Origin of the sequence: Paraburkholderia sp. DD10, assembly GCF_049177125.1 — a bacterium.
Lineage (GTDB): Bacteria > Pseudomonadota > Gammaproteobacteria > Burkholderiales > Burkholderiaceae > Paraburkholderia > Paraburkholderia terricola.
This window is the reverse complement of the sequence record NZ_CP185393.1, coordinates 2161526-2185332: the sequence shown is the minus strand read 5'-3', so window position 1 is coordinate 2185332 and position 23807 is coordinate 2161526. Positions and strand designations below refer to the sequence as shown.

Genomic DNA, 23807 nt, shown 5'->3' with positions numbered 1-23807 from the left:
GCGATGACGCAACCGAAGCAATCTGAGCAACCCAAGCAACCGGCACAGTCCCTATTCGCGGACCACGCGTACTTGCCGGACGGCTGGCGCCGCAACGTGCTGTTGGAGTGGGACGCGAACGGCACCTTGCTATCCGTGACGCCCGACACGGCGGTTCCCGAAGGCGTGCCCCAAGCCGCTGGCCCCGTGCTGCCCGGCATGCCGAATCTGCATTCGCATGCGTTCCAGCGCGCGATGGCGGGTCTCACCGAATACCGCGCCGCATCGGGCACGGGCGCCACGGACAACTTCTGGAGCTGGCGCGACCTGATGTATCGCTTCGCCGCGCGCATCACGCCCGAAGGGCTCGCAAGCGTCGCGCAGTGGTTGTACATCGAGATGTTGAAGGCGGGTTATACGTCGGTGTGCGAGTTCCACTACGTGCATCACACGCCCGAAGGCGGCCGCTATGCGAATCAGGCCGAACTGGCGCAGCGCGTGGTGGATGCGGCATCGGCGAGCGGTATCGGCATGACGATGCTGCCGGTGCTGTATCAGTACAGCGGCTTCGGCTCGCGCGCGCCGCGCGACGATCAGCGGCGCTTCATCAACACGCCGGAGAGTCTGCTCGACTTGCTCGGCACGCTGCGCGCGGCGCGTCCGGAAAGCGCGGCCTTGCGCTATGGCGTGGCGCCGCATTCGCTGCGCGCGGTGTCGGCGGATTCGTTGCGTGCGTTGCTTGATGGTATCGAACGGACCGCGCCGGTTCATATCCATATCGCCGAGCAAACCGCCGAAGTCGACGCGTGCCTCGACACCGAAGGCGCGCGTCCGGTGCAATGGCTGCTCGATCGTTTCGACGTCGACAGCCGCTGGTGCCTCGTGCACGCCACGCATGTCGACGCGAATGAAACGCTGGCGCTCGCGAAGAGCGGCGCGGTCGCCGGTTTGTGCCTGACCACTGAAGCCAATCTCGGCGACGGCATTTTTCCGGCGCAGGAATATCTCGACGCGCGAGGGCGCATCGGTGTCGGTTCGGATAGCCATATCGGCGTCGACTGGCGCTCGGAGTTGCGCTTGCTCGAATACGGCCAGCGTTTGACGTGCCGTCAACGCAACGTGCTGGCATCGGCGCAGGCCACGCATGTCGCCGACCGTTTGTTCGACGCCGCGCTCGAAGGCGGCGCGCAGGCAACGGGCCGCGTGGTCGGCGCGTTGCAAGCCGGCCGCCGCGCGGACTGGCTCGTGCTCGACCCGAATCATTCGAGCATCGCCGAGCATGCGCCGAGCGCCTGGCTTTCGGGCGTCGTATTCTGCGAGCATGGCGAGACGCCGATTCGCGACGTGTATGCCGGTGGCGACAAGGTCGTCGAAAACCGCCGGCATCGCGATGAAGAGGGCGCTTATGCGCGCTATCGCGTGGCGCTCGCTGAGTTGCTCAAGTGAGTTGCTCAAGTGAATAACCGACTCTTTTCGATCCCATCGATTCGGGACTGACATGACTGCTTCGAACATTCCGCCGGTTTTCTCGCTGCATCAGGGAAGCCTGCCGCTGCTGATCTCGATCCCGCATCTGGGCACGCAGATTCCCGCCGACATCGCCGCGACGATGACGCCCGTCGCGCAACGCACCGACGATTGCGACTGGCACCTCGACCGTCTCTATGCATTCGCGAAACGCATGGGCGCGTCGATTCTTGCGCCGACATACGCGCGCTATGTGATCGACCTGAACCGTCCGCCCGACGGCGCGAATCTCTACCCCGGCCAGGACACCACCGGCCTGTTGCCGGTCGACACCTTCGACAAGGCGCCCTTGTACCTGGAAGGCCATCTGCCCACCGAGGCCGAAGTCGCGCGCCGTCGCGATGCTTACTGGAAGCCTTATCACGATGCGTTGAAAAACGAACTGGCCGCGTTGAAGGCGAGGCACGGCAAGGTGCTGTTATGGGAAGCTCACTCGATTCGCTCGCACGTGCCGCGTTTTTTCGAGGGACGTCTGCCGGATTTCAATTTCGGCACGTCTAATGGCGCAAGCGCGGTGGCGGGATTGGCCGAGGAATTGGCCGCCGTGGTCGAGCGGCATGGCGAATATTCGGCGGTCGCCAACGGGCGCTTCAAGGGCGGCTATATCACGCGGCAGTACGGTCAGCCGTCGCAAGACGTGCATGCGGTGCAGCTCGAACTGTCGCAGATCACGTATATGGAAGAGCGGTTTCCCTATGCCTATGACGAACCGCTTGCCGCCAGGGTCGAGCCCTTGCTCGAAGCACTCGTCACGACGGCGTTGGAGCGGGTCGAGGCCGCGTGACGGTGCGCTCGCCGTCGCTACTCCTTCGCTACGCCTCCACCCGTTATCCCTCTTTCTCCACGCGGCTGATGCTGCTTGCGTCATTCCGCGAGCGGCAACTTCGCGTCGGCTCACACCGCCAAGGTGTAACAGCATGTGTCCGTGATTGCGCGCCGACGTTTTCGCGCCGAACGTAGAGAGCGTCGCGGCATGTCACGGCCCGCGTCCGCCTGGTCAACCTGAAAAAAAGCCCCGCGTCGAGCGGGGCTTTTCGATGCACGCCGTCGCCGGTCGCGCATGACCCTCAATGGCAGCGCTTTTCCCAATGATGGTGAACGTGCACCTTGTGGCATACGCGGTGATGATGCTCATAGGCTTGAGCGGGAGCGATCGCGCTCAGGGACGCCACGGCTGCGGCGAGGGCGAGAATGACTTGCTTCATTACGAAATCCTTGAATCGGTGATGGCGGTCTTGTTACGGCAATGCGGTCGCGTCACGGTGTGTGCCGCAACCACCGCGACGAGTGCGCGCGGGGATTGCATGCGCTGCGTTCAAGCGGCTACGCTTTCAAAACGATGACGCGTGCAAGCGTGACGCACGCGCTATCCTACATCGGGCGAAAAAGATGGAAGACCCAGCGATGGAAGATTCCGACGAATTGCTGCTCCCGGTCTGGCGGGCGAACCTGGTGCTGCTGACTCGCGAGGTCGGCGCGGCGACTCGCCTCGCGCGCATGATGACCTTCTCCGCGAGCTACCTGAAGTTGATGCTGTCCGGCCAGCGCGAATTCAGCGAGGAGTTCGTGCGCGGCATCGAAGCGGTCACGGGGCTGCCCCACGGCTGGATGAACGCGCCGCACGGCGAAGCGGACATCCCCGCCGAGGCGCGCGAGGCGATCGACAACGAGCGGCCGCTCGCGCGGTTTCGCGGCACGGCGCATCCGGTGCGCAAGAAAACGGTGCTGCGGCCGCCCGAGCCGATATTCGGCCAGTCGGGTTCCGCCAAACGCGCCGAGGAGGAGAGCGTCGACGCGGAAGCGCATCGGCGTCAGGCGTATTTCCGCAAGGTCCGCGATCTGGCGATACAGGACGTGCGGCGCTTCGAGCGGCATCTGAGTCACGCGCCGGTGGAACTGGCGTCGATGCGCTCGAAGGTGGAGGACGTGATCGCCGCCGCCGATCTCGACGATCCGATTCATGCCGACCTCGCGGGCCGGCTGGAACAGATCGAGAAGCATCGGCATTTGCTGCTCAGGCATGTGGAGAGGTTGCAGGCCTTGCTGAGCCAGTTAGGGGAAAGCGAATGATGCCGGCGACGCGGGCCTGTCGATCCGCGTTTGCAAAGCGGTGCTCACTTCGCCATCGACGCACCCTTGCGCCGTGCATGAAACTCGGCTTCTAGCGTCCACGTCACGCCGTCGTTTGCCAGCGCGACGCCGGTCCAGCGGAACGAATCGCGCGTGATGTCGGTGAAATTCCATCGAATCGGCGTGCCGTCGGCGTGCGTGCCGATCTGCACCAACTCGCCGCCGATGCGACGGCCCGTTAGCTCGTCCCGCTGGCCGGTGCGCGGATTGAGGTAAGTCACGCGCCACGCACGCAGTGTAGGGTCCCAGACGCGCAGCGTGGTGCCGTACATCGTCGCGTTCACCGTGAGCCCGTCTTGGCGTTCGCCGCGTGGCGGCATGATCCATACGTCCTGCACGGCGCGGCCTTCCAGCACCCAGCCGAAATGAATCTCGCCGCGACGGCGCGCGTTGCCGAGATCGACGCGGTAGTGCACCACGTCCATGTCCCAACTGCCGATCAGCCAGCCGTAGACGTCGTCGGCGGCGTCGATGTCGGCGGCTCGCGCGGGGGCGCTCAACGCGGCGTGAAAGCCGTCTTGCAGGGCGTTTTCCGGGTGTTGTTCCAGTGTGTTCATCCTGTGTGCTCCTTCGGTTTCTGATCGGATCGGCATCGGCGAAATGGGCGAAAACCGGCAAAACCGCGCCGGCCGCCGATGTGCTAAAACCACGATACGGACTCAGCCGAGGTGCATCTTGGGGAAAATTGCCGTCACCTTGCAGCAGGCGCTCGCGCGGCGCGAACAGGAAGGCGCGCGCGGCGGCACGAACGCGCGCGGGTTGGCCCAAGGCGCGAGCTGGGACGTCGCGGATGTCCTCTGCACGCTGGGTCCGCGTGACCAGCCGTTCGAGGAGCGGCACGGCGGCGTGTGCATCGCGATGGTGGTGGCCGGCTCGTTCGGCTATCGGGCCGCGCCGGGCCGCGAACTGCTCACGCCCGGCGCGCTGCTGCTCGGCAACGCCGGCGACTGCTTCGAATGCGGCCACCGGCATGGGGCGGGCGACCGCTGCATCGCGTTTCGCTATGCGCCGGCGTACTTCGAGCGGCTGGCCGCCGATGCGGGTGTGGCGAGCGGCAAGCTGAACTTCAAACGGGCGCGCCTACCGTCGTTGCGCGCGTTTTCACCGCTGATCGCGCGGGCTTGCGCGGGCGCTTGCGGTGACGGCAGCGGCGCAGCGGCGTGGGACGAACTCGCCGTTGAACTGGCCGCCGCGGCGCTCAACGCGTCCGGTGCGCTGACGCGGCCGGAACCGTCCGCGAGCGCCACGGCCTGGTCGCGCGTCGCGCAAATCGCGCGCGTGATCGACGAAATGCCCGGCGCGCCGCATACGCTCGCGAGCCTGGCCGCCGCGGCGGGGCTGAGCGAATTCCACTTCCTGCGCACGTTCCAGCGCGTGGTCGGCGTGACGCCGCATCAATACCTGTTGCGGGCGCGTTTGCGTGCGGCTGCGCTGCGTCTGCGCGAGGTCGAGGACGAGCGCGCCGGCGGCGCGAAGGTCGTCGATATCGCGCTCGATTGCGGCTTCAATGATCTGTCGAATTTCAATCACGCGTTTCGTGCGGAGTTTGCTTCGAGCCCGCGCGCATGGCGCGCGCGGGGCGGGGCGCGCCGCCCATGATGCGGGGCGGCGCGTTCGTCTCTTTCGTCGGGCGGGCCGCGAGGCCGACGCCCGGCGCGCTATCCGGCCAGCTATTCGGCGCGCTATCCGGCCAGCTATTCGGCGCGCTATCCGGCCAGCTATTCGGCGCGCTATCCGGCCAGCTATTCGGCGCGCTATCCGGCCAGCTATTCGGCCCGCTATCCGGCCAGCTATTCGGCCCGCTATCCGGCCAGCTATTCGGCCCGCTGTCCGGTGCGCTGTTCGGCCCACTGTTCGGCGCACTGTCCGAGGCGCTGTTCATCGCATCACTCTGCCTATGCGCAGCCACCGCGTTCGCCGAGGACAGCCCCGCCGCGTTATCCGCCAACGATCTCGCGCCCGCCACGATCGAGCGCGACGTGCATCTCTTCACGATCCAGAAAGACGGCTCCATCGAGGAGCACGACGACACGGTATTGCGCGCAAATACCACGAGCGGCGTCGACGATATCGCGCAACGCTATATCTGGTTCAACAAGGACATCGAGCAGGTGCAATTGCTCGGCGCCGAAACGATCGACCCGAACGGCGTCGCGCATCCGGTCGGTCCCGAGGCGATCCGCGACGTGCAGGAGCCGCGCTCGGCGGGCGCGCCGAGTTTCCAGAACGGCGTGTTGCGCACGGTGATCTTTCCCGGCGTCGAATCCGGCTCGCGCGTGCATCTCGCGTTTCGCAAGACGCGCACGCGGCCCTTGCAGGCCGGCACGTTCGCGTACCTGGTGGAACCGACGCGCGAACCGGTCGAGATGCAGCGCCTGATCTTCGATCTTCCGTCGGATATTCCGCTGTACGCCGACGCGCGCGGCTACGCCGCGCTGCCGCCGGTCACGGCGAATGGCCGCACCCGCTACGAGTTCGACTACCGGCACGGTCCGTATGCGCGCATCGAGGCGGGCGCGGTCGGCTACGCGAACTGGGGCGATCGCCTGATGATATCGACGGTGCCCGACTTCGCGAGCTTCGCCGCTCGCTATCGCGGCCCCGCGCTCGACGCGACGATGAGCGACCCCGCGATCGTCCGCCTCGCGCAGGGTCTCACGGCCCAAGCCGCCGACCCGCGCGCGAAGGCGCAGGTGCTGTACGACTGGATGCGTTTGAACATTCGCTACGTGGCGCTTTTTCTCGGCGAGACGGCGGCGATCCCGCACAAGGCGATCGACATCCTGCGCAACCGCTATGGCGACTGCAAGGACCACGTCGCGCTCTACAGCGCGTTGCTGGCGGCGGTCGGCATCCGCAGCGAGGCGGTGCTGCTCAATCTCGGCCCGTATTACGGTTTGCCCGACGTGCCCGGCTACGGAGCGAGCGCGATCAATCACGCGATCGTCTGGATGCCCGAGCTCTCATTGTTCGCGGATACGACCGCGGGCGGCGTGGGTTTCGGCTATCTGCCGCCGGGCGCGATGGACCGGCCGGTCTTGCTGGTGAACCAGGGCGTGGTGTCGCGCACGCCGGCCGCGCAGTCGCGCGAACGCACGGCGCGGTTGCAGATCGACATCGACGAGCGCGGCGCGGCCAACTATGCGTACCGCGTGGAGGATGCGGGCTTCACCGCCGAGCTCGAACGCAATACGCTGCGGCGCGCGACGCGGCAGCGCACCCAGCAGATTGCCGCGAGCCGTCTATTGCAGACGGGGCTGCATGGCACGGCGCAATTGCGCGCCGGCGACGTGGCGGCCACCGACGGACCCTTCGCCACGTCGATGCAGGGCAAGGTGGAGCATTTCGTGTGGACGGATGGAACCACGGCGGTGCCGGCGCTGACCAGTTTGGCGGGCGGCATGGGCACCCAGGTCGAGGCGTGGCTTGCCGAGCCTGCCCGGACGCAGCCCTGGACGTGCATCGGCGGCGAGTTCGACGAGACGCTGGAAATGACGTTGCCGCGCTTTGTCCGCGTGACGGATTTGCCGACCGATACGGCGGTGAAGAACCGCTTCATCGAGTTCTCGTCGCGTTACGTCTTCGATCCGGCGGCGCGGGTGTTGCAGGTGAGGCGGCACCTTCGTGCCGTCTTCGGACATCAGATGTGTTCCGCCAACGAATTCGCCGAGATGAAGGACGACCTCGTGCGAATCGAACGCGACCTCGATACGGCGCTGGTGCTCAAGGTCGCCGGATAGCGCGCGCTGGCGTTGCCCGAGCCTTGGCTCAAGTGCCGCTCTTGGTCACGATCGGCACCCACGTTCCGTTCTTTACCTGATAGAGCGTGGACGCACCGCTCTTCAGCGCGCCGGTGTTGTCGAAGGAAATCTTGCCGGTAATGCCTTCGAACTCGCTCGCCTTCAGCACCGGGCGATACACCGCCGGCGAACTGGATTTGGCCTGCTGCATCGCCTTGATCGCGGCCCACGCGCCGTCGTAGCCGAACGGCGCGTAAGACAGGATGTCCGCCCCGAAGCGCTTCTTGAACTTCGCGGAGAAGTCCTTGCCGCCCGGCAATTCGGCCAACGGCCGGCCGTATTCCCAGGCCATCACGCCTTCCGCCGCGTCGCCGGCGAGCTTGATGAATTCCGGGTCCTCCACGCCGCCGCCGCCCACCAGTTGCGCGGTCATCCCCAGTTGCTTCATCCGCCGCGCGAAGCCCGCGGCCTGCGTATCCAGACCGCCGAAGAAAATCAGATCGGCGTTGGCCGCCTTGATCTTGGTGAGCTGCGTGCTGAAGTCCACCGCGTGGTTATCCGTGTATTCGCGCGCCACGATGTTGCCGCCGCGCGCCTTCACCGCCTTCTCGAACTCGTCGGCCTCGCCCTGGCCGAACGCGGTGCGGTCGTCGATGATCGCGATGCGCTTGGCCTTGGTCACTTCCACCGCATAGACGCCGGCGTTGCCGGCGTTTTGCGCATCGGTGGAAATCACCATGAAGGTGTTCGCGAAGCCGCGCCCCGTGATGGTCGGATTGGTGGCGGCCGGGTCGATCACCGGAATGCCGGCCTGCTCGTAGACCTGCGAGGCCGGAATCGTGGTGCCCGAGTTGAAGTGGCCGACGACCACGGACACGCCCGAGTCGACCAGCTTCTGCGCGACCTGCACGCCGATGCGCGGATCGGCCTGATCGTCCTGCGAGACGATCTGGAATTGCGCCACCTTGTCGCCGATCCTGATCTTCTGCGCATTGGCTTCCTCGATGGCAAGCCGGACGCCGTTCTCGAGGTCCTTGCCGTAGCCGGCGTTCGCGCCCGTGAGCGGCGCGGCAAAACCGATCTTCACCGGCAGGTCGTCGGCGAAACTGGCCGGCGGCGCGATCGCGAAGACGGCGCCGATCAACAAGGCAAGCGGTTTCAGCGTGTTGCGAAGACTCATGGTCTCTCCTTCCATCGACAGTTTCAGGGTGTGAAAACGGCAAGGCGGTAACGCGGGATCGACGTGCGGACATGGTTCGCCCGATCCGCGCATCGAAAGACTACGGATGACCGGCCGCTGTCGACAATGCTCGATTGCGTGTAATGCGTGCGTCAGGGTTTGAAAGCCGGTCAATCTGGCGCGAATATAGAAAGCCAATTTGCGGACGTCTTGGCAGTTCGCGGCGCTTTGAATGAGGATTTCGGCATAGACCGCGCGGCGCGGCTGCTGGCGGCGCATGGGCTGCGGTGCGGCGTGTCGATGGTGGGTGCCGATTGCGGCACATGCTTAAGAAGGGCGGGGGGCGCTGCGGGAGCGGGGGGAAGAACTTTTGCATGCGCCGTGGGGGCGCGTGCCGGGCAAATATAACTACTGCGGCGCACTGCGGAGAAAGCGCGCCGCGAATGCGCCCGAAGCGGGATCAAGAAGCGGGCAATAAGCGGGGACCAATAAGGCGACCACTAGCCGCCCATAACAACGCCCTCAATGCTCGCCTTGCTGGCGCAGCAACTCCTCACGCAGACGCAGCAGCGGCGCCTTGGTTTCCTCGTCGGCCCATGTGTCGAGGTCGTCGATCGCGCGCTGGCAGCCGTCGAGCACCAGGTCGAGGTCCACCGGCACGCCGTTGTTCAGCGCGAATTCGATGGTCTCGGCGAACTGTTGGCATTCGTCCTCGCCGTAGGAGATGTCGAGGTTGTCGGCGATCACTTCGGCGATGTTGCTGCGCGCCTTGTCGTCGGGCGTCACCATCTCGACGATGCCGCGCGCCACCGCCGGCGAGTAGTAGAGCGCGATGTCGAGCCACTGTGCGGGATCGAAGTCGGCCTGGTCGAACTGGCTTTCGAAGTACTCGATCGCTTCCTGCTCGTGCGCTTCGTCGGCGTCGACGCTGATGCACAACTGCTCAAAAAATTCTTCCCGCTCGCTGCGGATATAACCGTCCATCGATGCCTCGTCTGCTGAATGCTGAACTGGATGCGCGAAAAAACACTGCATGCGCGAATAGGCGCCCCTTTCACGCGGCACGCATTATAGGACGGCGTGCGCCGCAGCCTATGCCGTATCCGCGACCCACGCGTCGAACCATTCGCGCGGCTGCGCGATTTCGTTCTGCGCGGCCACCAGTTCGAGCTCGTAACGACCGGCCTGCCAGGTGGTCTTGACCACCGCGTTGACGGCGGCGAGCGTATGCTCGAACGCCGCGCGGATCGAGTCGCCGAGCAGCGTGCGCGCGACGAACACCGCGCTCGTCAGATCGCCGACGCCCACCGGCTGCCGCGCGAACGGATAAAGCGGGCGCTGCCCCATCCACGCCTCGCGCTCGGTGACGACCAGCATGTTGAAGCGGTCGGCGGGACTGTTGCGGTCGAGCAGGTGCTTCACCAGCACCAGCTTCGGACCGCGCGCGAGCAGTTCGCGGCATGCCGCCACGGCTTCTTCCAGCGTCTCGATCTCGCGGCCGACCAGCCGCTGCAACTCGCTGTGATTCGGCGCCATCGCGTCGGCCATTTCGGGCATCGTGCGCACCAGAAACTCCTGGATGCCCGGCGCGGGTTTGCAACTGCTCGCCGCGCCCATCACCGGATCGCAGAAGTACCACGCGCGCGGATTGGCGGCCTTCACGGCCTTGACCACTTCCAGTACCGACTGCGCCTGTTCGGGCGTGCCCAGGTGGCCGGAGAGCACCGCGTCGCAGCGCGGCAGCATGCCGATCGCGCCGATGCCTTCGACCAGTTCTTCCACCTGCGAGCCCTCGATCGCACTGCCGGTCCAATGGCCGTATTGCGTGTGGTTCGAGAACTGCACGGTATTGAGCGGCCAGACGTTGACGCCGAGCCGGCGCATCGGGAACACCGCCGCGCTGTTGCCGGCGTGCCCGAAAACGACATGTGACTGGATGCTCAAAACATTTTTCGTCATGGTGTCGCCCGCGCCAACGGTCGTGCGCGATCAAGGAAACGGGAAGGATGGGCCGCGACGGCCAACCGGCTTCGGGCCGGGCGCCTCGTGCGGCGTGACTGCTTCAGATGATGCAAGAAAAGTGCACGGTCTGCGTAGTCAGGAAACAATACATGAGTTTGCCGCGCGCGAGTTGGCCCGGCCAACGGGTTGTTGCGCTGAACCATCAAACGCCGCGCAGTGATGGCGGGCGACGGGAGGCCGTCAGTCAGTCGGTGAGGCGTGCGTGAAAACCGGCGCCTCGCGAGCATGGCATGCGTTGCGCGAACCTGGTGCCGCGCGCATCAATGCGGTCGATCGTGCACGGAACGCGGTGCCGGCGCGTCGGCGCCTCGCTCAGCTTAACGTCGCGGCGCCGACGCTCACGCCAACTCGCGATACAGCGCCAGGTAGCGCTCGGCCGACGCGCCCCAGCCGAAGTCCTGGCGCATCGCGCGCCGCTGCGCCGCTTTCCATTCGGTGCGCCGGCCATACAGCGCGAAGGCGCGGCGGATCGCGGCGGCAATGCCCTTCGGCTCGAAGCGCTCGAAGACGAAGCCGGTGGCAAGGTCGTCGGCGAGATTTTCGAGCGAGGCGTCCATCACCGTGTCGGCCAGCCCGCCGACGCCGTGCACGAGCGGCAGCGATCCATAAGCCAGCGCGTAAAGCTGCGTCAGCCCGCAGGGTTCGAAACGCGACGGCACGGCGATCACGTCGCTGCCCGCGACGATGGTATGAGCGAGCGTCTCGTCGAAGCCGAGTTCGACCGCCACCGATTCAGGATGCGTCTGCGCGACACGCTTCAAGCCGTTCTCCAGCGCCGGGTCGCCGCTGCCGAACACCACCAGTTGCCCGCCGCGTTTGACGATCTCGGGCACCGCCTCCAGCAACAGGTCGAGACCTTTCTGTTCGGTAAGCCGGCTCACCACGCCGAACAGCAGCGCATCGCTTTTCTGCGCGAGGCCGAAGCGCTTTTGCAGCGCCTCCTTGCACGCCTCTTTGCCGGCGAGGCGCGTGGGGCTGTAGTGATTGTCGATGAGCGCATCGCCGGCGGGATTCCACACCGTATAGTCGACGCCGTTCAGAATCCCGCTCAGGTCGTGCGCGCGATGGCGCAGCAATGCGTCGAGTCCGCCGCCCTGGGCGAGCGTCTGGATTTCGCGCGCGTAGGTCGGACTGACGGTGGTGATGCGGTCGCTGTAGTAGAGGCCCGCCTTGAGGAACGACAACTGTCCGTAGAACTCGACGCCGTGCATGTTGAAAAAATCGTCCGGCAGCGCCAGTTGGCCAAACTGGTGCGCGGGAAATATGCCCTGATACGCGAGGTTATGCACCGTGAAGACGCTGCGCGCGAGCGGACGGCCATGCTGGCGCTCGGCGGCTTTCAGGTAGGCGGGCGCGAGCCCCGCATGCCAGTCGTGCGCGTGGACGATTTGCGGCGACCACGCCGGATCGAGCTGCTGCGCCAGTTGCGCGGCGACCCAGCCGAGCAGCGCGAAGCGCTGCGCGTTGTCGCCGTAGGGCACGTGCTCGTCGTTCAGATACGGATTGCCGGGGCGGTCGTACAGCGTGCCGGCGCGGATCACGTAAACGATCAGACCGTTCGACGCCAGCGTGCCCTGTTCGAGCGTGACTCCCGGCGCGTCGAAGCGCCGGCCCAGTTGCGCGATCTGGCGCAAGTCGCCCAAACCGGCGAGCACCGCCGGAAAGCCGGGCAGCAGCACCCGCGCGTCGGCGCCGCGCTCGATCAGCGCGGGCGGCAGCGCGCCCGCGACGTCGGCGAGACCGCCCGTTTTGAGGAGGGGATACAGCTCGCTTGCGACGTGCAGGGCGCGAATCGTCATAGGCTCGATCTATTCCTGTCGGTTACTGTTCAAACGTGGCGGAGCCCGCCGGCTGCCTTGAAGCGCCTTAGCGCACGTCCTGCCGCAGCGCCTCGGGCGTGACCAGCACGACGCCGTCGTCGGTGCGATAGAAGCGTTCGGCGTCGCGCGCCGGATCCTCGCCGATCACCGTGCCGTCCGGAATGGCGCAGCCGCGGTCTATCACCACTTTCTGCAGCCGGCAGCTCGCGCCGACGGTGACCTGCGGCAACAAGACTGCCTCATTGATGTTACAGAACGAACTCACCTTGACGTTCGACGACAGCACCGAGCGCGAAATCTGCGAACCCGAAATCACGCAGCCGCCGCACGCGATCAGATTGGTGGCCGATCCCTGCAAGCCTTTCATGTCGCGCACGAACTTGGCGGGCGGCAACTGCTCCTGATATGTCCAGATCGGCCAGCTGCGATCGTAGAGGTCGAGCGTGGGAATGGTGGACGCGAGATCGAGGTTGGCGGCCCAGTAGGCGTCGATCGTGCCGACGTCGCGCCAGTACGGCTCCACGTTCGGGTCCGACGACACGCACGACATGCTGAATGGATGCGCGATCGCCATGCCTCGGGTGACCACGCGCGGCAGGATGTCCTTGCCGAAGTCGTGATCCGTGTCGACGGTCGAGATGTTTTCCTCGAGCAGCGCGTACAGATAATCGGCGTTGAACACATAGATGCCCATGCTGGCGAGCGCCGTATCCGGGCGGCCCGGTATCGCCGGCGGATCGGCGGGCTTTTCGACGAAGCCGGTCACGCGGCGGTTTTCATCCACCGCCATCACGCCGAAGGCCACCGCGTCCATGCGCGGCACCTCGATGCAACCCACCGTGCAATCCGCGCCGCTTTCCGCGTGGTCGGCGATCATGCGCGTGTAGTCCATCTTGTAGATGTGGTCGCCCGCCAGCACCACCACATATTTCGGCCGGATCGAACGGATGATGTCGAGATTCTGGAACACGGCGTCGGCGGTGCCGCGATACCAGTGGGCGCCTTCCACGCGCTGCTGCGCGGGCCACAGGTCGATGAATTCGCCGAATTCGCCGCGCAGGAAGCTCCAGCCGCGCTGCATGTGGCGCAACAGCGAGTGCGCCTTGTACTGCGTGACCACCGCGATGCGGCGGATGCCGGAGTTCAGGCAGTTGGAGAGTGCGAAGTCGATGATCCGGTATTTGCCGCCGAAGTGCACGGCCGGCTTGACGCGCTTGTTGGTGAGCGGCCCGAGCCGCGTGCCCCGTCCGCCTGCGAGGACGATGGCGAGGGTGGTGCGTTGCAGATCGTTTAGCCGTTCCGGGGTACTCATATCTGTCTCCTGTGTCGATCAGAGTTGGCGCTTTAGCGCTTACTCCGGTCCCATGCAACGCGGTCGATCAGAGTTGGCGCTTTAGCGCTTACTCCGGTCCCATGCAACGCGGTCGATCAGAGTTGGCGCTTTAGCGCTTATGTCGATCCGGAGTTAGTGCTTCAGCACTTACTCCGGTCCCACGCAGCGCGCTCTGATCCCATGCAACGCGGTCGATCAGAGTTGGCGCTTTAGCGCTTATGTCGATCCGGAGTTAGTGCTTCAGCACTTACTCCCGTCCCACGCAGCGCGCTCCGATCCCATGCAATCACTCGCCTGTTTCTCTGCCCCGGATGGTCTGCTTGCTTGCCCTCCATTCATGATTCGCACTGTCAGGCGGCCCCGTCTTCGCGGAGCGTGCGCTACTTCTAACCCGATTTGCCGCGAGCGAATAGTGTGAATTGTGCGGATGCCGGGCGCTCGCTCGACTCGCGCACGATCGACCGTTGCACCGCGGCGATCCGTGCGCCACGCCACATAGCGCGCGAAGTGAGGCGGTCGCAATATGCGTGCCCAGCCGGGCAAGGCAGCGGCCTGCGCGCCGATGCGCCGCGCCCGCGCGGCTGCGCAGTCCGGCGGCGCGTCGTAGAATCGTCCGCACCTCCACGGTCCAGCGCCGGTTTGCCCGCGCGTCGGTGCCGCATGCTTCTTTCTTTTTGCAAGAAAACCTATCGATGAATTTCCGTCGTCATTCCCTGATCGCTTTCTTGAGCGCCTGCGTGCTGAGCGCGGCGCCGGCTGTTTTCGCCGCTTCGGCTGGCGCCTCCGCTGGCTCCGCTTCCGCGCCGGGTAGCGCCGCCAGCACCACCATCGCCACCATCGCCGCCGCCGACAACGCCGGTCCCGCTTACGGCCCCGAGTTGCAGGGCTTCGATTACCCGGCGCCGGTCGAGCAGTACGACTTCACCTCGCAAGGCGTGGCGCTGCACATGGCGTATATGGATGTAAAGCCGGCGCGCGCGAACGGCCGCACCGTCGTGCTATTGCACGGCAAGAACTTCTGCTCGGCGACGTGGGATGCGACCATCCATCGGCTGAGCGACGCCGGTTATCGCGTGATCGCGCCGGATCAGATCGGCTTTTGCAAGTCGAGCAAACCGGAACACTATCAGTACAGTTTCCAGCAACTCGCGCGCAACACGCATGCGCTGCTCGCATCGCTCGGCGTGAGCGACGCGACCGTGATCGGTCATTCGACCGGCGGCATGCTCGCGATCCGCTACGCGCTGATGTATCCGCGCGAGACGCGGCAACTGGTGCTGGTCAACCCGATCGGTCTCGAGGACTGGAAGGCGAAGGGCGTGCCGTCGCTTTCGGTGGACCAGTGGTACGAGCGCGAACTGAAGACCACCGCCGACGGCATTCGCCGCTACGAGCAGACGACGTATTACGCGGGCCAGTGGCGCGCCGACTATGAACCGTGGGTGCAGATGCGGGCGGGTTTGTATCGCGGTCCGGGCAAGCAGATCGTCGCGTGGAATTCGGCGCTGCTGTACGACATGATCTACACGCAGCCGGTGGTGTACGAACTCGGCCAACTGAGCATGCCGACGCTCTTGCTGATCGGCCAGAAGGATACGACCGCGATCGGCAAGGACGCCGCACCGCCCGACGTGCGCGCGAAGCTCGGTCGCTACCCGGAACTGGGCAAGGCCACGGCGAAGGCGATTCCGCACGCCACGCTGGTCGAATTCGCCGACTTGGGGCACGCGCCGCAGATGCAGGATCCGCAGGCGTTTCATCAGGCGCTGCTGGATGGGTTGGCGGGGGTGGGGAGTCGTTGAACTCCGGCTGAGGCCGGGGTGGGGCGAGAACTTCGTTTTGGACGCTGATTATCCGAACATCGTGCGCGAGCCCTGGCGTGGAGCGTTTCGATGTTCGTGTCGCGGATAGCCGTCGAATCGGCAAAAGAGAAAACGGCCGTTGCCGATACGGCCGTCCTCTTTTGATAGCGCCGTTAGTCGCCGGCGCTCAGCTCATCGCGCACTTGCGCGCCGATTTCAAACGACCGCAGCCGCGCCGCGTGATCGTAAATCTGCGCGGTGAGCATCAATTCGTCCGCGCCGGTTTGATCGATGATCGAGCGCAGTCCTGCGCGTACCGCATCGCGATCGCCGAGCACGGTGCAGGCGAGCGAATGCGCGACGCCGCTCAATTCCATCTCCGACGCCTCGAGCCGCTCGACCGGCGGCTGCAATTGACCGGGTGTGCCGCGCCGCAGGTTGATGAACTGCTGCTGCAGCGACGTGAAGAGGCGCTGCGCTTCCTCGTTGCTATCGGCGGCGAACAGGTTGACGCCGACCATCGCATACGGTTTGTCGAGCGCCGCCGAGGGCCGGAATCGCGAGCGATACACCCGCAGCGCCGTGAGCATATGGTCGGGCGCGAAATGCGACGCGAACGCGAACGGCAGACCGAGCGCCGCGGCGAGTTGCGCGCTGAAGAGCGACGAGCCGAGCAGCCACAGCGGCACGTTCAGCCCGGCGCCGGGCACCGCGCGAATGCGCTGGCCCGGCACCGGGTCGGCGAAATAACGTTGCAGCTCGACCACGTCGTCGGGGAAAGCCTCGGCGCTGTTTTGCAGATCGCGGCGCAGCGCGCGCGCGGTGCTCTGGTCGGTGCCTGGCGCGCGGCCGAGGCCGAGATCGATCCGGCCGGGATAGAGCGAGGCGAGGGTGCCGAACTGTTCGGCGATGACGAGCGGCGCGTGATTAGGCAACATCACGCCGCCCGAACCGACGCGAATCTTTTGGGTGCCTCCGGCCACGTAACCGATCACCACCGAAGTGGCCGCGCTGGCAATGCCGGTCATGTTGTGATGTTCCGCCAGCCAGTAGCGGTGGTAGTGCCAGTTTTCCGCGTGCTGGGCGAGGTCCAGCGTGTTCCTGAATGCGTCGGCGGGTGTCGCGCCAGCGATGACCGGCGATAGGTCCAGGACCGAGAAGGGGATCATTGTCTGCTCACATGCCATTTCGGGCGCTTTCGCGCGATGGGGCATTGTGGCAAAGGTTCTGGTTTTCTGCTGACGGCGCGGCGATGCCCACGTTCGTCGAAGGGGGTTCGCACGCGGTCAGCGAACCCGCACCGCGTGCTGTAAACAACGCGCCGACTCACATGTTCGGATAGTTCGGCCCACCGCCGCCTTCGGGCGTGACCCACACGATGTTCTGCGTCGGGTCCTTGATGTCGCAGGTCTTGCAGTGCACGCAGTTCTGCGCGTTGATCACGAGGCGCTCGCCGCCGTCGTCGGTCTTCACGAATTCATAGACCGCGGCCGGACAGTAGCGCGCTTCGGGACCGGCATAGGTCTGCAGGTTCACGTTCACCGGCACGGTGGGATCTTTCAGCGTCAGATGCGCCGGCTGGTTCTCTTCGTGATTGGTGTTCGAGATGAACACCGACGAGAGCCGGTCGAACGTCAGCCTGCCGTCCGGTTTCGGATATGTGATCGGCGTGCATTGCGACGCGGGCTTGAGCATCTCGTGATCGGCGTGCTGGTGATGCAGCGTCCACGGCACGTTGCCGCCGAACAGCTTCTGCTCGATGCCGACCATCAGCGTGCCGAGGTACAGGCCCTTGCTCATCCACTGCTTGAAGTTGCGCGCGCGATGCAGTTCGGTGTGCAGCCACGATGTGCGGAACGACTCCGGGTAGGCCGTGAGTTCATCGTTCCGACGCCCGGCCTGCACCGCATCGAACGCCGCCTCGGCGGCCAGCATGCCGGTCTTGATCGCCGCGTGACTGCCCTTGATGCGCGAGGCGTTCAGGAAACCGGCATCGTCACCGACGAGCGCGCCGCCGGGGAACACCAGTTTCGGCAGCGACATCAGCCCGCCCGCGGTGATCGCCCGCGCGCCATACGAGACGCGCTTGCCGCCTTCCAGAAACCCGCGGATCGCCGGATGCGTCTTGTAGCGCTGGAATTCCTCGAACGGCGACAGATACGGGTTCGTATAGCCGAGGCCGACCACAAAGCCCACCACCACCTGGTTGTTATCCATGTGATAGAGGAACGAGCCGCCATAGGTATCGGTGTTCAGCGGCCAGCCGGCGGTGTGCATCACCAGACCCGGCTTGTGTTTCGACGGCTCGATTTCCCACAGTTCCTTGATGCCGATGCCGTAGACCTGCGGATCGACGCCGTCGCGCAGCCGGAATTTCTCGTCCAGCTGACGGCCCAGGTGCCCGCGCGCGCCTTCGCAGAAGAGCGTGTATTTCGCATGCAGCTCCATGCCGAGCTGGAAGTTCTCGGTGGGCTGGCCGTCCTTGCCGATGCCGAGATTGCCGGTCGCGACGCCCTTGACCGAGCCGTCGTCGTGGTAAAGGATCTCGGCAGCCGGAAAGCCCGGAAAGATCTCGACGCCCGCCGCTTCGGCCATGGTGCCCAGCCAGCGCGTGACGTTCGCGAGGCTGACCACGTAGTTGCCGTGGTTCCTGAAGTTATCCGGCAGCGCCCAGGCCGGCACGCTCTTCGAGCCGGTTTCGGTGAGGAACAGGAAGCGGTCCTCGGTCACGTCCACCGTGAGCGGCGCGCCTTGTTCCTTCCAGTCGGGAATCAGTTCGGTGATCGCGCGCGGGTCCATCACCGCGCCCGAGAGAATGTGCGCCCCGATCTCCGAGCCTTTTTCCAGCACGCACACGCCAAGCTCGACGCCTTTCGCAGCCGCCAGCTGCTTCAGGCGGATCGCCGCCGACAGGCCGGCCGGGCCGCCGCCGACGATCACGACGTCGTATTCCATCGACTCGCGCGGGCCGTACTGCTCAATGAGACTTGCGGGGGTCATTGATGCTCCTCTTACCGTTAGAATGCTTTTTTCGGGTTCGTATTGTGGGTGATGACCTGAACCACTGCAACCTGACGAGCCGACATTAGCACGATCGTTCTATTAATGGGATACGGTATCGACCCGCAGCGATGGTCCTACCGCACCTGTCAATCGTATCTGCAACCACAACCGAACAAGGAACGACAATGGGCCGTTCGATCAATCTGGAAGGCAAGGTCGCGCTGATCACCGGCGCCTCGAGCGGGTTGGGAAAGCGCTTCGCTCAGGTGTTGTCGCAAGCGGGCGCGAAGGTCGTGCTGGCGAGCCGGCGTACCGAGCGTCTGAAGGAATTGCGCGCCGAGATCGAGGCGTCCGGCGGCGCGGCGCACGTCGTTTCGCTCGACGTGACCGATTATCAGAGCATCAAGTCGGCGGTGGCCCATGCGGAAACCGAGGCGGGCACGATCGACATCCTCGTGAACAACTCGGGCGTCTCGACCACGCAGAAGCTCTCCGAAGTCACGCCCGCCGACTTCGAATACGTGTTCGACACGAACACGCGCGGCGCGTTTTTCGTGGCCCAGGAAGTCGCCAAGCGCATGATCATGCGCGGCAACAGCGCGCAGAAACCGTCGTACCGGATCATCAATATCGCGTCGATGGCGGGTCTGCGCGTGCTGCCGCAAATCGGCCTGTATTCGATGAGCAAGGCGGCCGTCGTCCATATGACGAAAGCGATGGCGCTGGAGTGGGGCAAGCACGGCATCAACGTGAACGCGATTTGCCCCGGCTATATCGACACCGAGATCAATCACCATCACTGGTCGACCGAGCAGGGGCAGAAGCTGGTGTCGATGCTGCCGCGTCATCGCGTCGGCAAGCCGGACGATCTCGACGGTCTGCTGCTGCTGCTCGCGGCCGACGAGTCACAGTTCATCAACGGCTCGGTGATCGCCGCCGACGACGGCTTCGGGCTCGCCTGAGCGCGCTTCACGCCGGTCGGTGCGCCGGCTTCAACCTGGTTTCAATCCTTCAAAGAAGTACGATGAGCGATTTCCACGCAGTCTTCGAGATGTCGATGCCGATCCGTTGGGGTGACATGGACGCATTCGGCCACGTGAACAACACGGTCTATTTCCGCTACATGGAGCAGGTGCGCATTTCCTGGTTCGAGCAACTGGGTCTTGCCGGCAGCAACGCCGACGGGCAGGGGCCGGTGATCGTCAACGCGTCGATGGAATTTCTGAAGCAACTGCACTATCCCGGCGAGGTGATCGGCCGGATGACCGTGGCCACGCCGGGGCGCAGCAGTTTCGATACCGGTTTCGAGCTCGTGCGCGCCGACGACCCGAACACCGTGTACGCGCGCGGCGCCGCGCGCTGCGTATGGATCGATTACGCGGCCGGAAAGTCGGTGCCGGTTCCTGATCTGCTGCGCGCCACGATCGAGCGCGCCGCGCTCGTCAACGCGGCTTGAGCGCGAGGTTTCGCGCCCGCGTTTTCAATCAATGCCCGAGCAGTCTCTGCAATAGCTCGGTGGCGTTGCCCGTATCGTATTTGCGCATCAGCCGCGCCCGGTAGACGTCGACCGTGCGCGGGCTGATATCCAGCACCCGGCCAATCTGCTTGCTGGTTTTCCCCGTCACCAGTTGCGCGGCGATTTCGCGTTCGCGCGGCGTCAGTTCGACCGCCACGCGCCGCGTCGCGCTCAAGTCCTCGAAGGTCCAGACGCCCGCCGCATGCGGATCGGCGCGCCGCTGCGCGCGGCCCGTCACGTGGCACCAGAACAGTTCGCCGTTGGCCCGCTTCATGATGCGGTCGTCCGCGTAACTGCCTTGCGCGGTCATGATCGGCGGAATCCGCGCGCCGATCCGCTCGAATTCGTCCGCCGACGGATACAGCACCTGGAACGACTGGCCGAGCAGCGCCTCGCGCGGGCAGCCGAAAATCGACGCGAGTTCGTCATTGCAGTCTTCGATAATCCGTTCGCGTGACAGCACGAGCCCGATCGGGGCGAGGTGAAAGGCGGTTTGATAATCCAGTGCGGGCATGGGTTGGCGGCAAGTACTTATGTATTTTTGCGTATTGTGCCGCATGGCGCGCGCAGCGTACCCTTTCGGGCACATCACAACGCGGCGAAGCGATCCGCGGCAGGCATGGGCGTGAGGCACCTCCGGTGCTGAACGCACGGTCCGCCGCGGATGACTAGAATGACGTGTGGGTTTTGCCCCAAAACGTCATGCCGAGCGCATTGATCCGGTTTCGGATTTCCATAAAGGAAGGGACATACTGATGAACAAGGTCTATCCAGGCGCCGCCGAGGCGCTGAAAGACATCGTCAAGGACGGGCAGACGTTCGCCGTCGGCGGCTTCGGATTGTGCGGCATTCCCGAGGCGCTGATCGCGGCGCTGCGCGATTCGGGCGTGAAGGGCATCACGTGCATCAGCAACAACGCGGGCGTGGACGGTTTCGGCCTGGGCCTGCTGCTCGAGACGCGCCAGATCAAAAAGATGATTTCCTCGTATGTCGGCGAGAACAAGGAGTTCGAGCGGCAGTATCTGGCCGGCGAGCTCGAACTCGAATTCACCCCGCAAGGCACGCTCGCCGAGAAGCTGCGCGCCGGCGGCTCGGGCATTCCGGCATTCTTCACGAACACCGGCTTCGGCACGCTGATCGCCGAGGGCAAGGAAACCCGCCAGTTCGGCGAAAACCACTACGTGCTCGAACATTCGCTCACAGCCGACGTCGCGCTCGTCAAGGCGTGGAAGGCCGACAAGTCGGGCAACCTGATCTACCGCCGCACCGCGCGCAACTTCAATCCGATGTGCGCGATGGCCGGCAAGATCACCGTCGCGGAAGTCGAGGAAATCGTCGAGGTGGGCGAACTCGATCCGGACGCGATTCATACGCCGGGCATCTTCGTGCAGCGCATCGTGCTGAATGCGCATCCGGAAAAACGCATCGAACAACGCGTCGTCCGCGCGAAAGGAGACTGATCATGGCATGGACTCGTGACCAAATGGCCGCGCGCGCGGCGAAGGAATTGCAGGACGGCTTTTACGTGAACCTCGGCATCGGCTTGCCGACGCTGGTGGCGAACCACGTGCCGGCCGGCATCGAAGTGTGGCTGCAGTCGGAGAACGGCTTGCTCGGCATCGGCCCCTCGCCGACCGAGGAAGAAGTGGACGCCGACCTGATCAACGCCGGCAAGCAGACGGTGACCACGCTGCCGGGTTCGTCGATTTTCTCGTCGGCGGATTCGTTCGCGATGATTCGCGGCGGCCACATCAACCTGGCGATTCTCGGCGCGATGCAGATCAGCAAGAAGGGCGATCTGGCCAACTGGATGATCCCCGGCAAGATGATCAAGGGCATGGGCGGGGCAATGGATCTGGTCGCGGGCGTGAAGCGCGTGGTCGTGCTGATGGAGCACGTCGCGAAGGGCGACCAGCATAAGATCCTCGAGGAATGCACGCTGCCGCTGACGGGCGTGGGCGTGGTCGATCAGATCATCACCGACCTCGGCGTGATCGAGGTGACGGAAGACGGTTTGAAGCTGACCGAACTGGCGCCGGGTGTCACCATCGAGGAAATCAAGGCGAAGACGGGCGCGCCGCTCGATGTGAGCGCGGTGAGTTGAACGGCTTGTCGCTGCGTTGCCGGTCGACGTGGCCGGCGCGCGGCGGTGGCGCGGCAAAAGCAGGCGGGCGAGGCGTGAGTCTCGCCCGCTTTGTCTTGGCGCAATCGGATTGTTCCTGGCCAGTCTCGGCCAGTCCTATGCCGTTTGGCCGATCCGTGCGGCGCGGCAAAGCGGTTTACAATCGTTCGCAGATTGGACGCCGATTGATTCCCGCTTTGCCCACGCCAGATCCGCAGCGCTTTTGCAAGGAACTCCAATGACCGCAACGCCCGCTTCCGCCGCTGCGCCGCTCGCGCCGCGTCAACGTTATGTGCAGTGCGCGAGTCCTGGTGGCTTGCACCGCATTGCCTACACCGAATGGGGCGACCCGGCCAATCCGCGCGTGCTGCTCTGTGTGCATGGATTGACGCGCTCGGGGCGCGACTTCGACCGCGTCGCGGCGCAGTTCGCCGGCACGTATCGCGTCGTCTGTCCCGATGTGGTGGGGCGGGGCTTGTCGTCGTGGCTTGCCAACCCCAACTTCTATGGCGTGCCGCAATACGTCGCCGACATGGTCACGCTGATCGCGCGCCTGAACGTCGAAACGGTCGACTGGTTCGGCACGTCGATGGGCGGCCTGATCGGGCTCGCGCTGGCCGGCTTGGCCGACACGCCGATCCGCAAGCTGTTGCTCAACGACGTGGGTCCGCATCTGGAACCAGTGGCGGTGCAGCGCATCGGCGACTACCTCGGCAAGCCGGTGCGCTTCGAAACGTTGCAGCAAGGCATCGACTACGCGGGTTTGCTCGCGCAAACGTTCGGCCCGCTCACGCCGGACGAGTGGCGCGAAATCAATACCCCGCTGCTGCACGAGCAGAACGGCGGCTGGCAATTCCGCTACGACCCGCGCATTGCGCAGCCGTTTGCCGCGACCACCGAGGAAGCAACGAAGCTGGGCGAAGCCGCGCTATGGCATTCGCTGGCCGCGTTCCAGGGGCCGGTGCTGGTGGCGCGCGGCGAGCAGTCCGATTTGCTGTCGCGCGAAACCGTCGCGAAGATGGTCGAGGTCGGGCGCGCCGTATCGAGCGTGGAGATTCCCGGGGTCGGGCATGCGCCGGCGTTTCTGTCGGCCGATCAGATCGAGATTGCCAGGCGGTTCTTTATCGGCCCGCCCGCCGACGCGTCATAATATGCAGTTCCGCGCGGCGTTCATCGCGGCTTCGCCCATCGGCCGCAACGCGGAACGCATCTTCGATCAATTTTCAACGAACCTCGGGATTCTTCATGGCAGTCATTCGTCATCACGTCGGCAAGCGCCTTTCGGAAATCGCCGTGCATAACGGCACGGTGTACCTGGCCGGCCAGATCGCCGAAGACACGGATCAGGACATCACGGGCCAGACGCGCGAGGTGCTTGGCCACATCGACCGTCTTCTGGCTGAGGCGAACAGCGACAAGTCGCATTTGCTGTCAGTGCAGATCTACATCTCGGACATGGTGCACTTCGCCGGCATGAACGCAGTGTGGGACGAGTGGGTCGCACAAGGCGCCACGCCGCCGCGCGCAACCGTCGAGGCCACGCTCGCGAACCCGAAGTGCCTCGTCGAAGTCGTGGTGGTCGCGGCTCAGCGCAGCTAAGGCCGGCCAGTTGTCGTTGTTGAAATTCCGTTGA

The 23807-nt window shown here is 65.0% G+C and carries 22 protein-coding genes; 12 read left to right on the top strand and 10 right to left on the bottom strand.

What is annotated here, in order from left to right; all coding sequences use genetic code 11:
* The first annotated feature begins 3 nt into the window (after positions 1 to 3).
* Positions 4 to 1425 (top strand): formimidoylglutamate deiminase, encoded by a 1422-nt coding sequence (locus ACOCG7_RS25045; protein WP_244744833.1) that lies wholly within the window; start codon positions 4 to 6, stop codon positions 1423 to 1425.
* A 52-nt stretch (positions 1426 to 1477) separates the two neighbouring features.
* A complete protein-coding gene (hutG, locus tag ACOCG7_RS25040; RefSeq protein WP_244744834.1) occupies positions 1478 to 2290 on the top strand; it encodes an N-formylglutamate deformylase in 813 nt (270 codons plus the stop codon).
* 283 nt (positions 2291 to 2573) lie between these two features.
* Here the strand turns inward: hutG and ACOCG7_RS25035 are convergent, their stop codons facing one another.
* The gene (locus ACOCG7_RS25035) at positions 2574 to 2711 is read right to left on the bottom strand and encodes a hypothetical protein (RefSeq protein ID WP_167363319.1); all 138 of its coding nucleotides are present in this window, start codon (positions 2709 to 2711) and stop codon (positions 2574 to 2576) included.
* Between the two features lie 199 nt (positions 2712 to 2910).
* On the opposite strand from ACOCG7_RS25035, the gene ACOCG7_RS25030 reads away from it, so the two are divergent.
* Positions 2911 to 3576 (top strand): hypothetical protein, encoded by a 666-nt coding sequence (locus ACOCG7_RS25030; protein ID WP_073432461.1) that lies wholly within the window; start codon positions 2911 to 2913, stop codon positions 3574 to 3576.
* Between the two features lie 44 nt (positions 3577 to 3620).
* Here the strand turns inward: ACOCG7_RS25030 and ACOCG7_RS25025 are convergent, their stop codons facing one another.
* Positions 3621 to 4193, bottom strand: coding sequence for a hypothetical protein (locus ACOCG7_RS25025; RefSeq protein ID WP_244744835.1), 573 nt, complete (start codon positions 4191 to 4193; stop codon positions 3621 to 3623).
* Between the two features lie 118 nt (positions 4194 to 4311).
* Between ACOCG7_RS25025 and ACOCG7_RS25020 the strand changes: the two genes are divergently transcribed.
* Positions 4312 to 5235: a helix-turn-helix domain-containing protein gene (locus tag ACOCG7_RS25020; protein ID WP_244744836.1), complete on the top strand. Its 924-nt coding sequence runs from the start codon at positions 4312 to 4314 to the stop codon at positions 5233 to 5235.
* Complete coding sequence (locus ACOCG7_RS25015; RefSeq protein ID WP_421377788.1) at positions 5232 to 7376, top strand: DUF3857 domain-containing protein; 2145 nt, start codon at positions 5232 to 5234, stop codon at positions 7374 to 7376. The genes ACOCG7_RS25020 and ACOCG7_RS25015 overlap by 4 nt, the downstream gene beginning before the upstream one ends.
* 28 nt (positions 7377 to 7404) lie before the next feature.
* On the opposite strand, the gene ACOCG7_RS25010 is transcribed toward ACOCG7_RS25015, so the two are convergent.
* From ACOCG7_RS25010 to glgC, 5 genes are all read right to left on the bottom strand, one after another.
* Positions 7405 to 8556 carry a branched-chain amino acid ABC transporter substrate-binding protein gene (locus ACOCG7_RS25010; protein WP_073432472.1) on the bottom strand — a complete coding sequence of 384 codons (1152 nt, stop codon included), beginning with the start codon at positions 8554 to 8556 and terminating at the stop codon, positions 7405 to 7407.
* A 522-nt stretch (positions 8557 to 9078) separates the two neighbouring features.
* Positions 9079 to 9540: a hypothetical protein gene (locus ACOCG7_RS25005; protein ID WP_073432464.1), complete on the bottom strand. Its 462-nt coding sequence runs from the start codon at positions 9538 to 9540 to the stop codon at positions 9079 to 9081.
* A 108-nt stretch (positions 9541 to 9648) separates the two neighbouring features.
* Positions 9649 to 10515, bottom strand: a complete 867-nt coding sequence (gene pdxY, locus ACOCG7_RS25000) for a pyridoxal kinase PdxY (protein ID WP_073432465.1) — start codon at positions 10513 to 10515, stop codon at positions 9649 to 9651.
* A gap of 401 nt (positions 10516 to 10916) precedes the next feature.
* The gene (glgA, locus tag ACOCG7_RS24995) at positions 10917 to 12377 is read right to left on the bottom strand and encodes a glycogen synthase GlgA (RefSeq protein WP_244744839.1); all 1461 of its coding nucleotides are present in this window, start codon (positions 12375 to 12377) and stop codon (positions 10917 to 10919) included.
* A 67-nt stretch (positions 12378 to 12444) separates the two neighbouring features.
* On the bottom strand, positions 12445 to 13710 hold the full coding sequence (gene glgC / locus ACOCG7_RS24990; protein WP_114162889.1) for a glucose-1-phosphate adenylyltransferase: 1266 nt from the start codon (positions 13708 to 13710) through the stop codon (positions 12445 to 12447).
* A 713-nt stretch (positions 13711 to 14423) separates the two neighbouring features.
* Here glgC and ACOCG7_RS24985 point away from each other — a divergent pair.
* On the top strand, positions 14424 to 15533 hold the full coding sequence (locus ACOCG7_RS24985) for an alpha/beta fold hydrolase (protein ID WP_244744841.1): 1110 nt from the start codon (positions 14424 to 14426) through the stop codon (positions 15531 to 15533).
* 173 nt (positions 15534 to 15706) lie between these two features.
* Here the strand turns inward: ACOCG7_RS24985 and ACOCG7_RS24980 are convergent, their stop codons facing one another.
* Both ACOCG7_RS24980 and ACOCG7_RS24975 read right to left on the bottom strand, forming a co-directional pair.
* Positions 15707 to 16702, bottom strand: coding sequence for an LLM class flavin-dependent oxidoreductase (locus ACOCG7_RS24980; RefSeq protein WP_421377784.1), 996 nt, complete (start codon positions 16700 to 16702; stop codon positions 15707 to 15709).
* Positions 16703 to 16859: 157 nt separating this feature from the next.
* Positions 16860 to 18533 carry an electron transfer flavoprotein-ubiquinone oxidoreductase gene (locus tag ACOCG7_RS24975; protein WP_154874074.1) on the bottom strand — a complete coding sequence of 558 codons (1674 nt, stop codon included), beginning with the start codon at positions 18531 to 18533 and terminating at the stop codon, positions 16860 to 16862.
* Between the two features lie 188 nt (positions 18534 to 18721).
* Between ACOCG7_RS24975 and ACOCG7_RS24970 the strand changes: the two genes are divergently transcribed.
* Together ACOCG7_RS24970 and ACOCG7_RS24965 are read left to right on the top strand one after the other, a co-directional pair.
* On the top strand, positions 18722 to 19498 hold the full coding sequence (locus ACOCG7_RS24970) for an SDR family oxidoreductase (RefSeq protein WP_073430560.1): 777 nt from the start codon (positions 18722 to 18724) through the stop codon (positions 19496 to 19498).
* Positions 19499 to 19560: 62 nt separating this feature from the next.
* Positions 19561 to 19992 (top strand): acyl-CoA thioesterase, encoded by a 432-nt coding sequence (locus tag ACOCG7_RS24965; RefSeq protein WP_073430559.1) that lies wholly within the window; start codon positions 19561 to 19563, stop codon positions 19990 to 19992.
* Between the two features lie 28 nt (positions 19993 to 20020).
* On the opposite strand, the gene ACOCG7_RS24960 is transcribed toward ACOCG7_RS24965, so the two are convergent.
* Complete coding sequence (locus ACOCG7_RS24960; protein ID WP_073430558.1) at positions 20021 to 20566, bottom strand: LuxR C-terminal-related transcriptional regulator; 546 nt, start codon at positions 20564 to 20566, stop codon at positions 20021 to 20023.
* A gap of 241 nt (positions 20567 to 20807) precedes the next feature.
* Between ACOCG7_RS24960 and ACOCG7_RS24955 the strand changes: the two genes are divergently transcribed.
* The 4 genes from ACOCG7_RS24955 (at position 20808) to ACOCG7_RS24940 (ending at position 23773) form a co-directional block, all read left to right on the top strand.
* A complete protein-coding gene (locus ACOCG7_RS24955; RefSeq protein WP_073430557.1) occupies positions 20808 to 21512 on the top strand; it encodes a CoA transferase subunit A in 705 nt (234 codons plus the stop codon).
* Positions 21513 to 21514: 2 nt separating this feature from the next.
* Positions 21515 to 22156 (top strand): CoA transferase subunit B, encoded by a 642-nt coding sequence (locus ACOCG7_RS24950; protein ID WP_073430556.1) that lies wholly within the window; start codon positions 21515 to 21517, stop codon positions 22154 to 22156.
* Between the two features lie 256 nt (positions 22157 to 22412).
* Entirely contained in the window at positions 22413 to 23324 is a 912-nt protein-coding gene (locus ACOCG7_RS24945; RefSeq protein WP_114162883.1) for an alpha/beta fold hydrolase, read from the top strand.
* Between the two features lie 95 nt (positions 23325 to 23419).
* Positions 23420 to 23773: a RidA family protein gene (locus ACOCG7_RS24940; RefSeq protein WP_154874076.1), complete on the top strand. Its 354-nt coding sequence runs from the start codon at positions 23420 to 23422 to the stop codon at positions 23771 to 23773.
* The last annotated feature ends 34 nt before the right edge of the window (positions 23774 to 23807 follow it).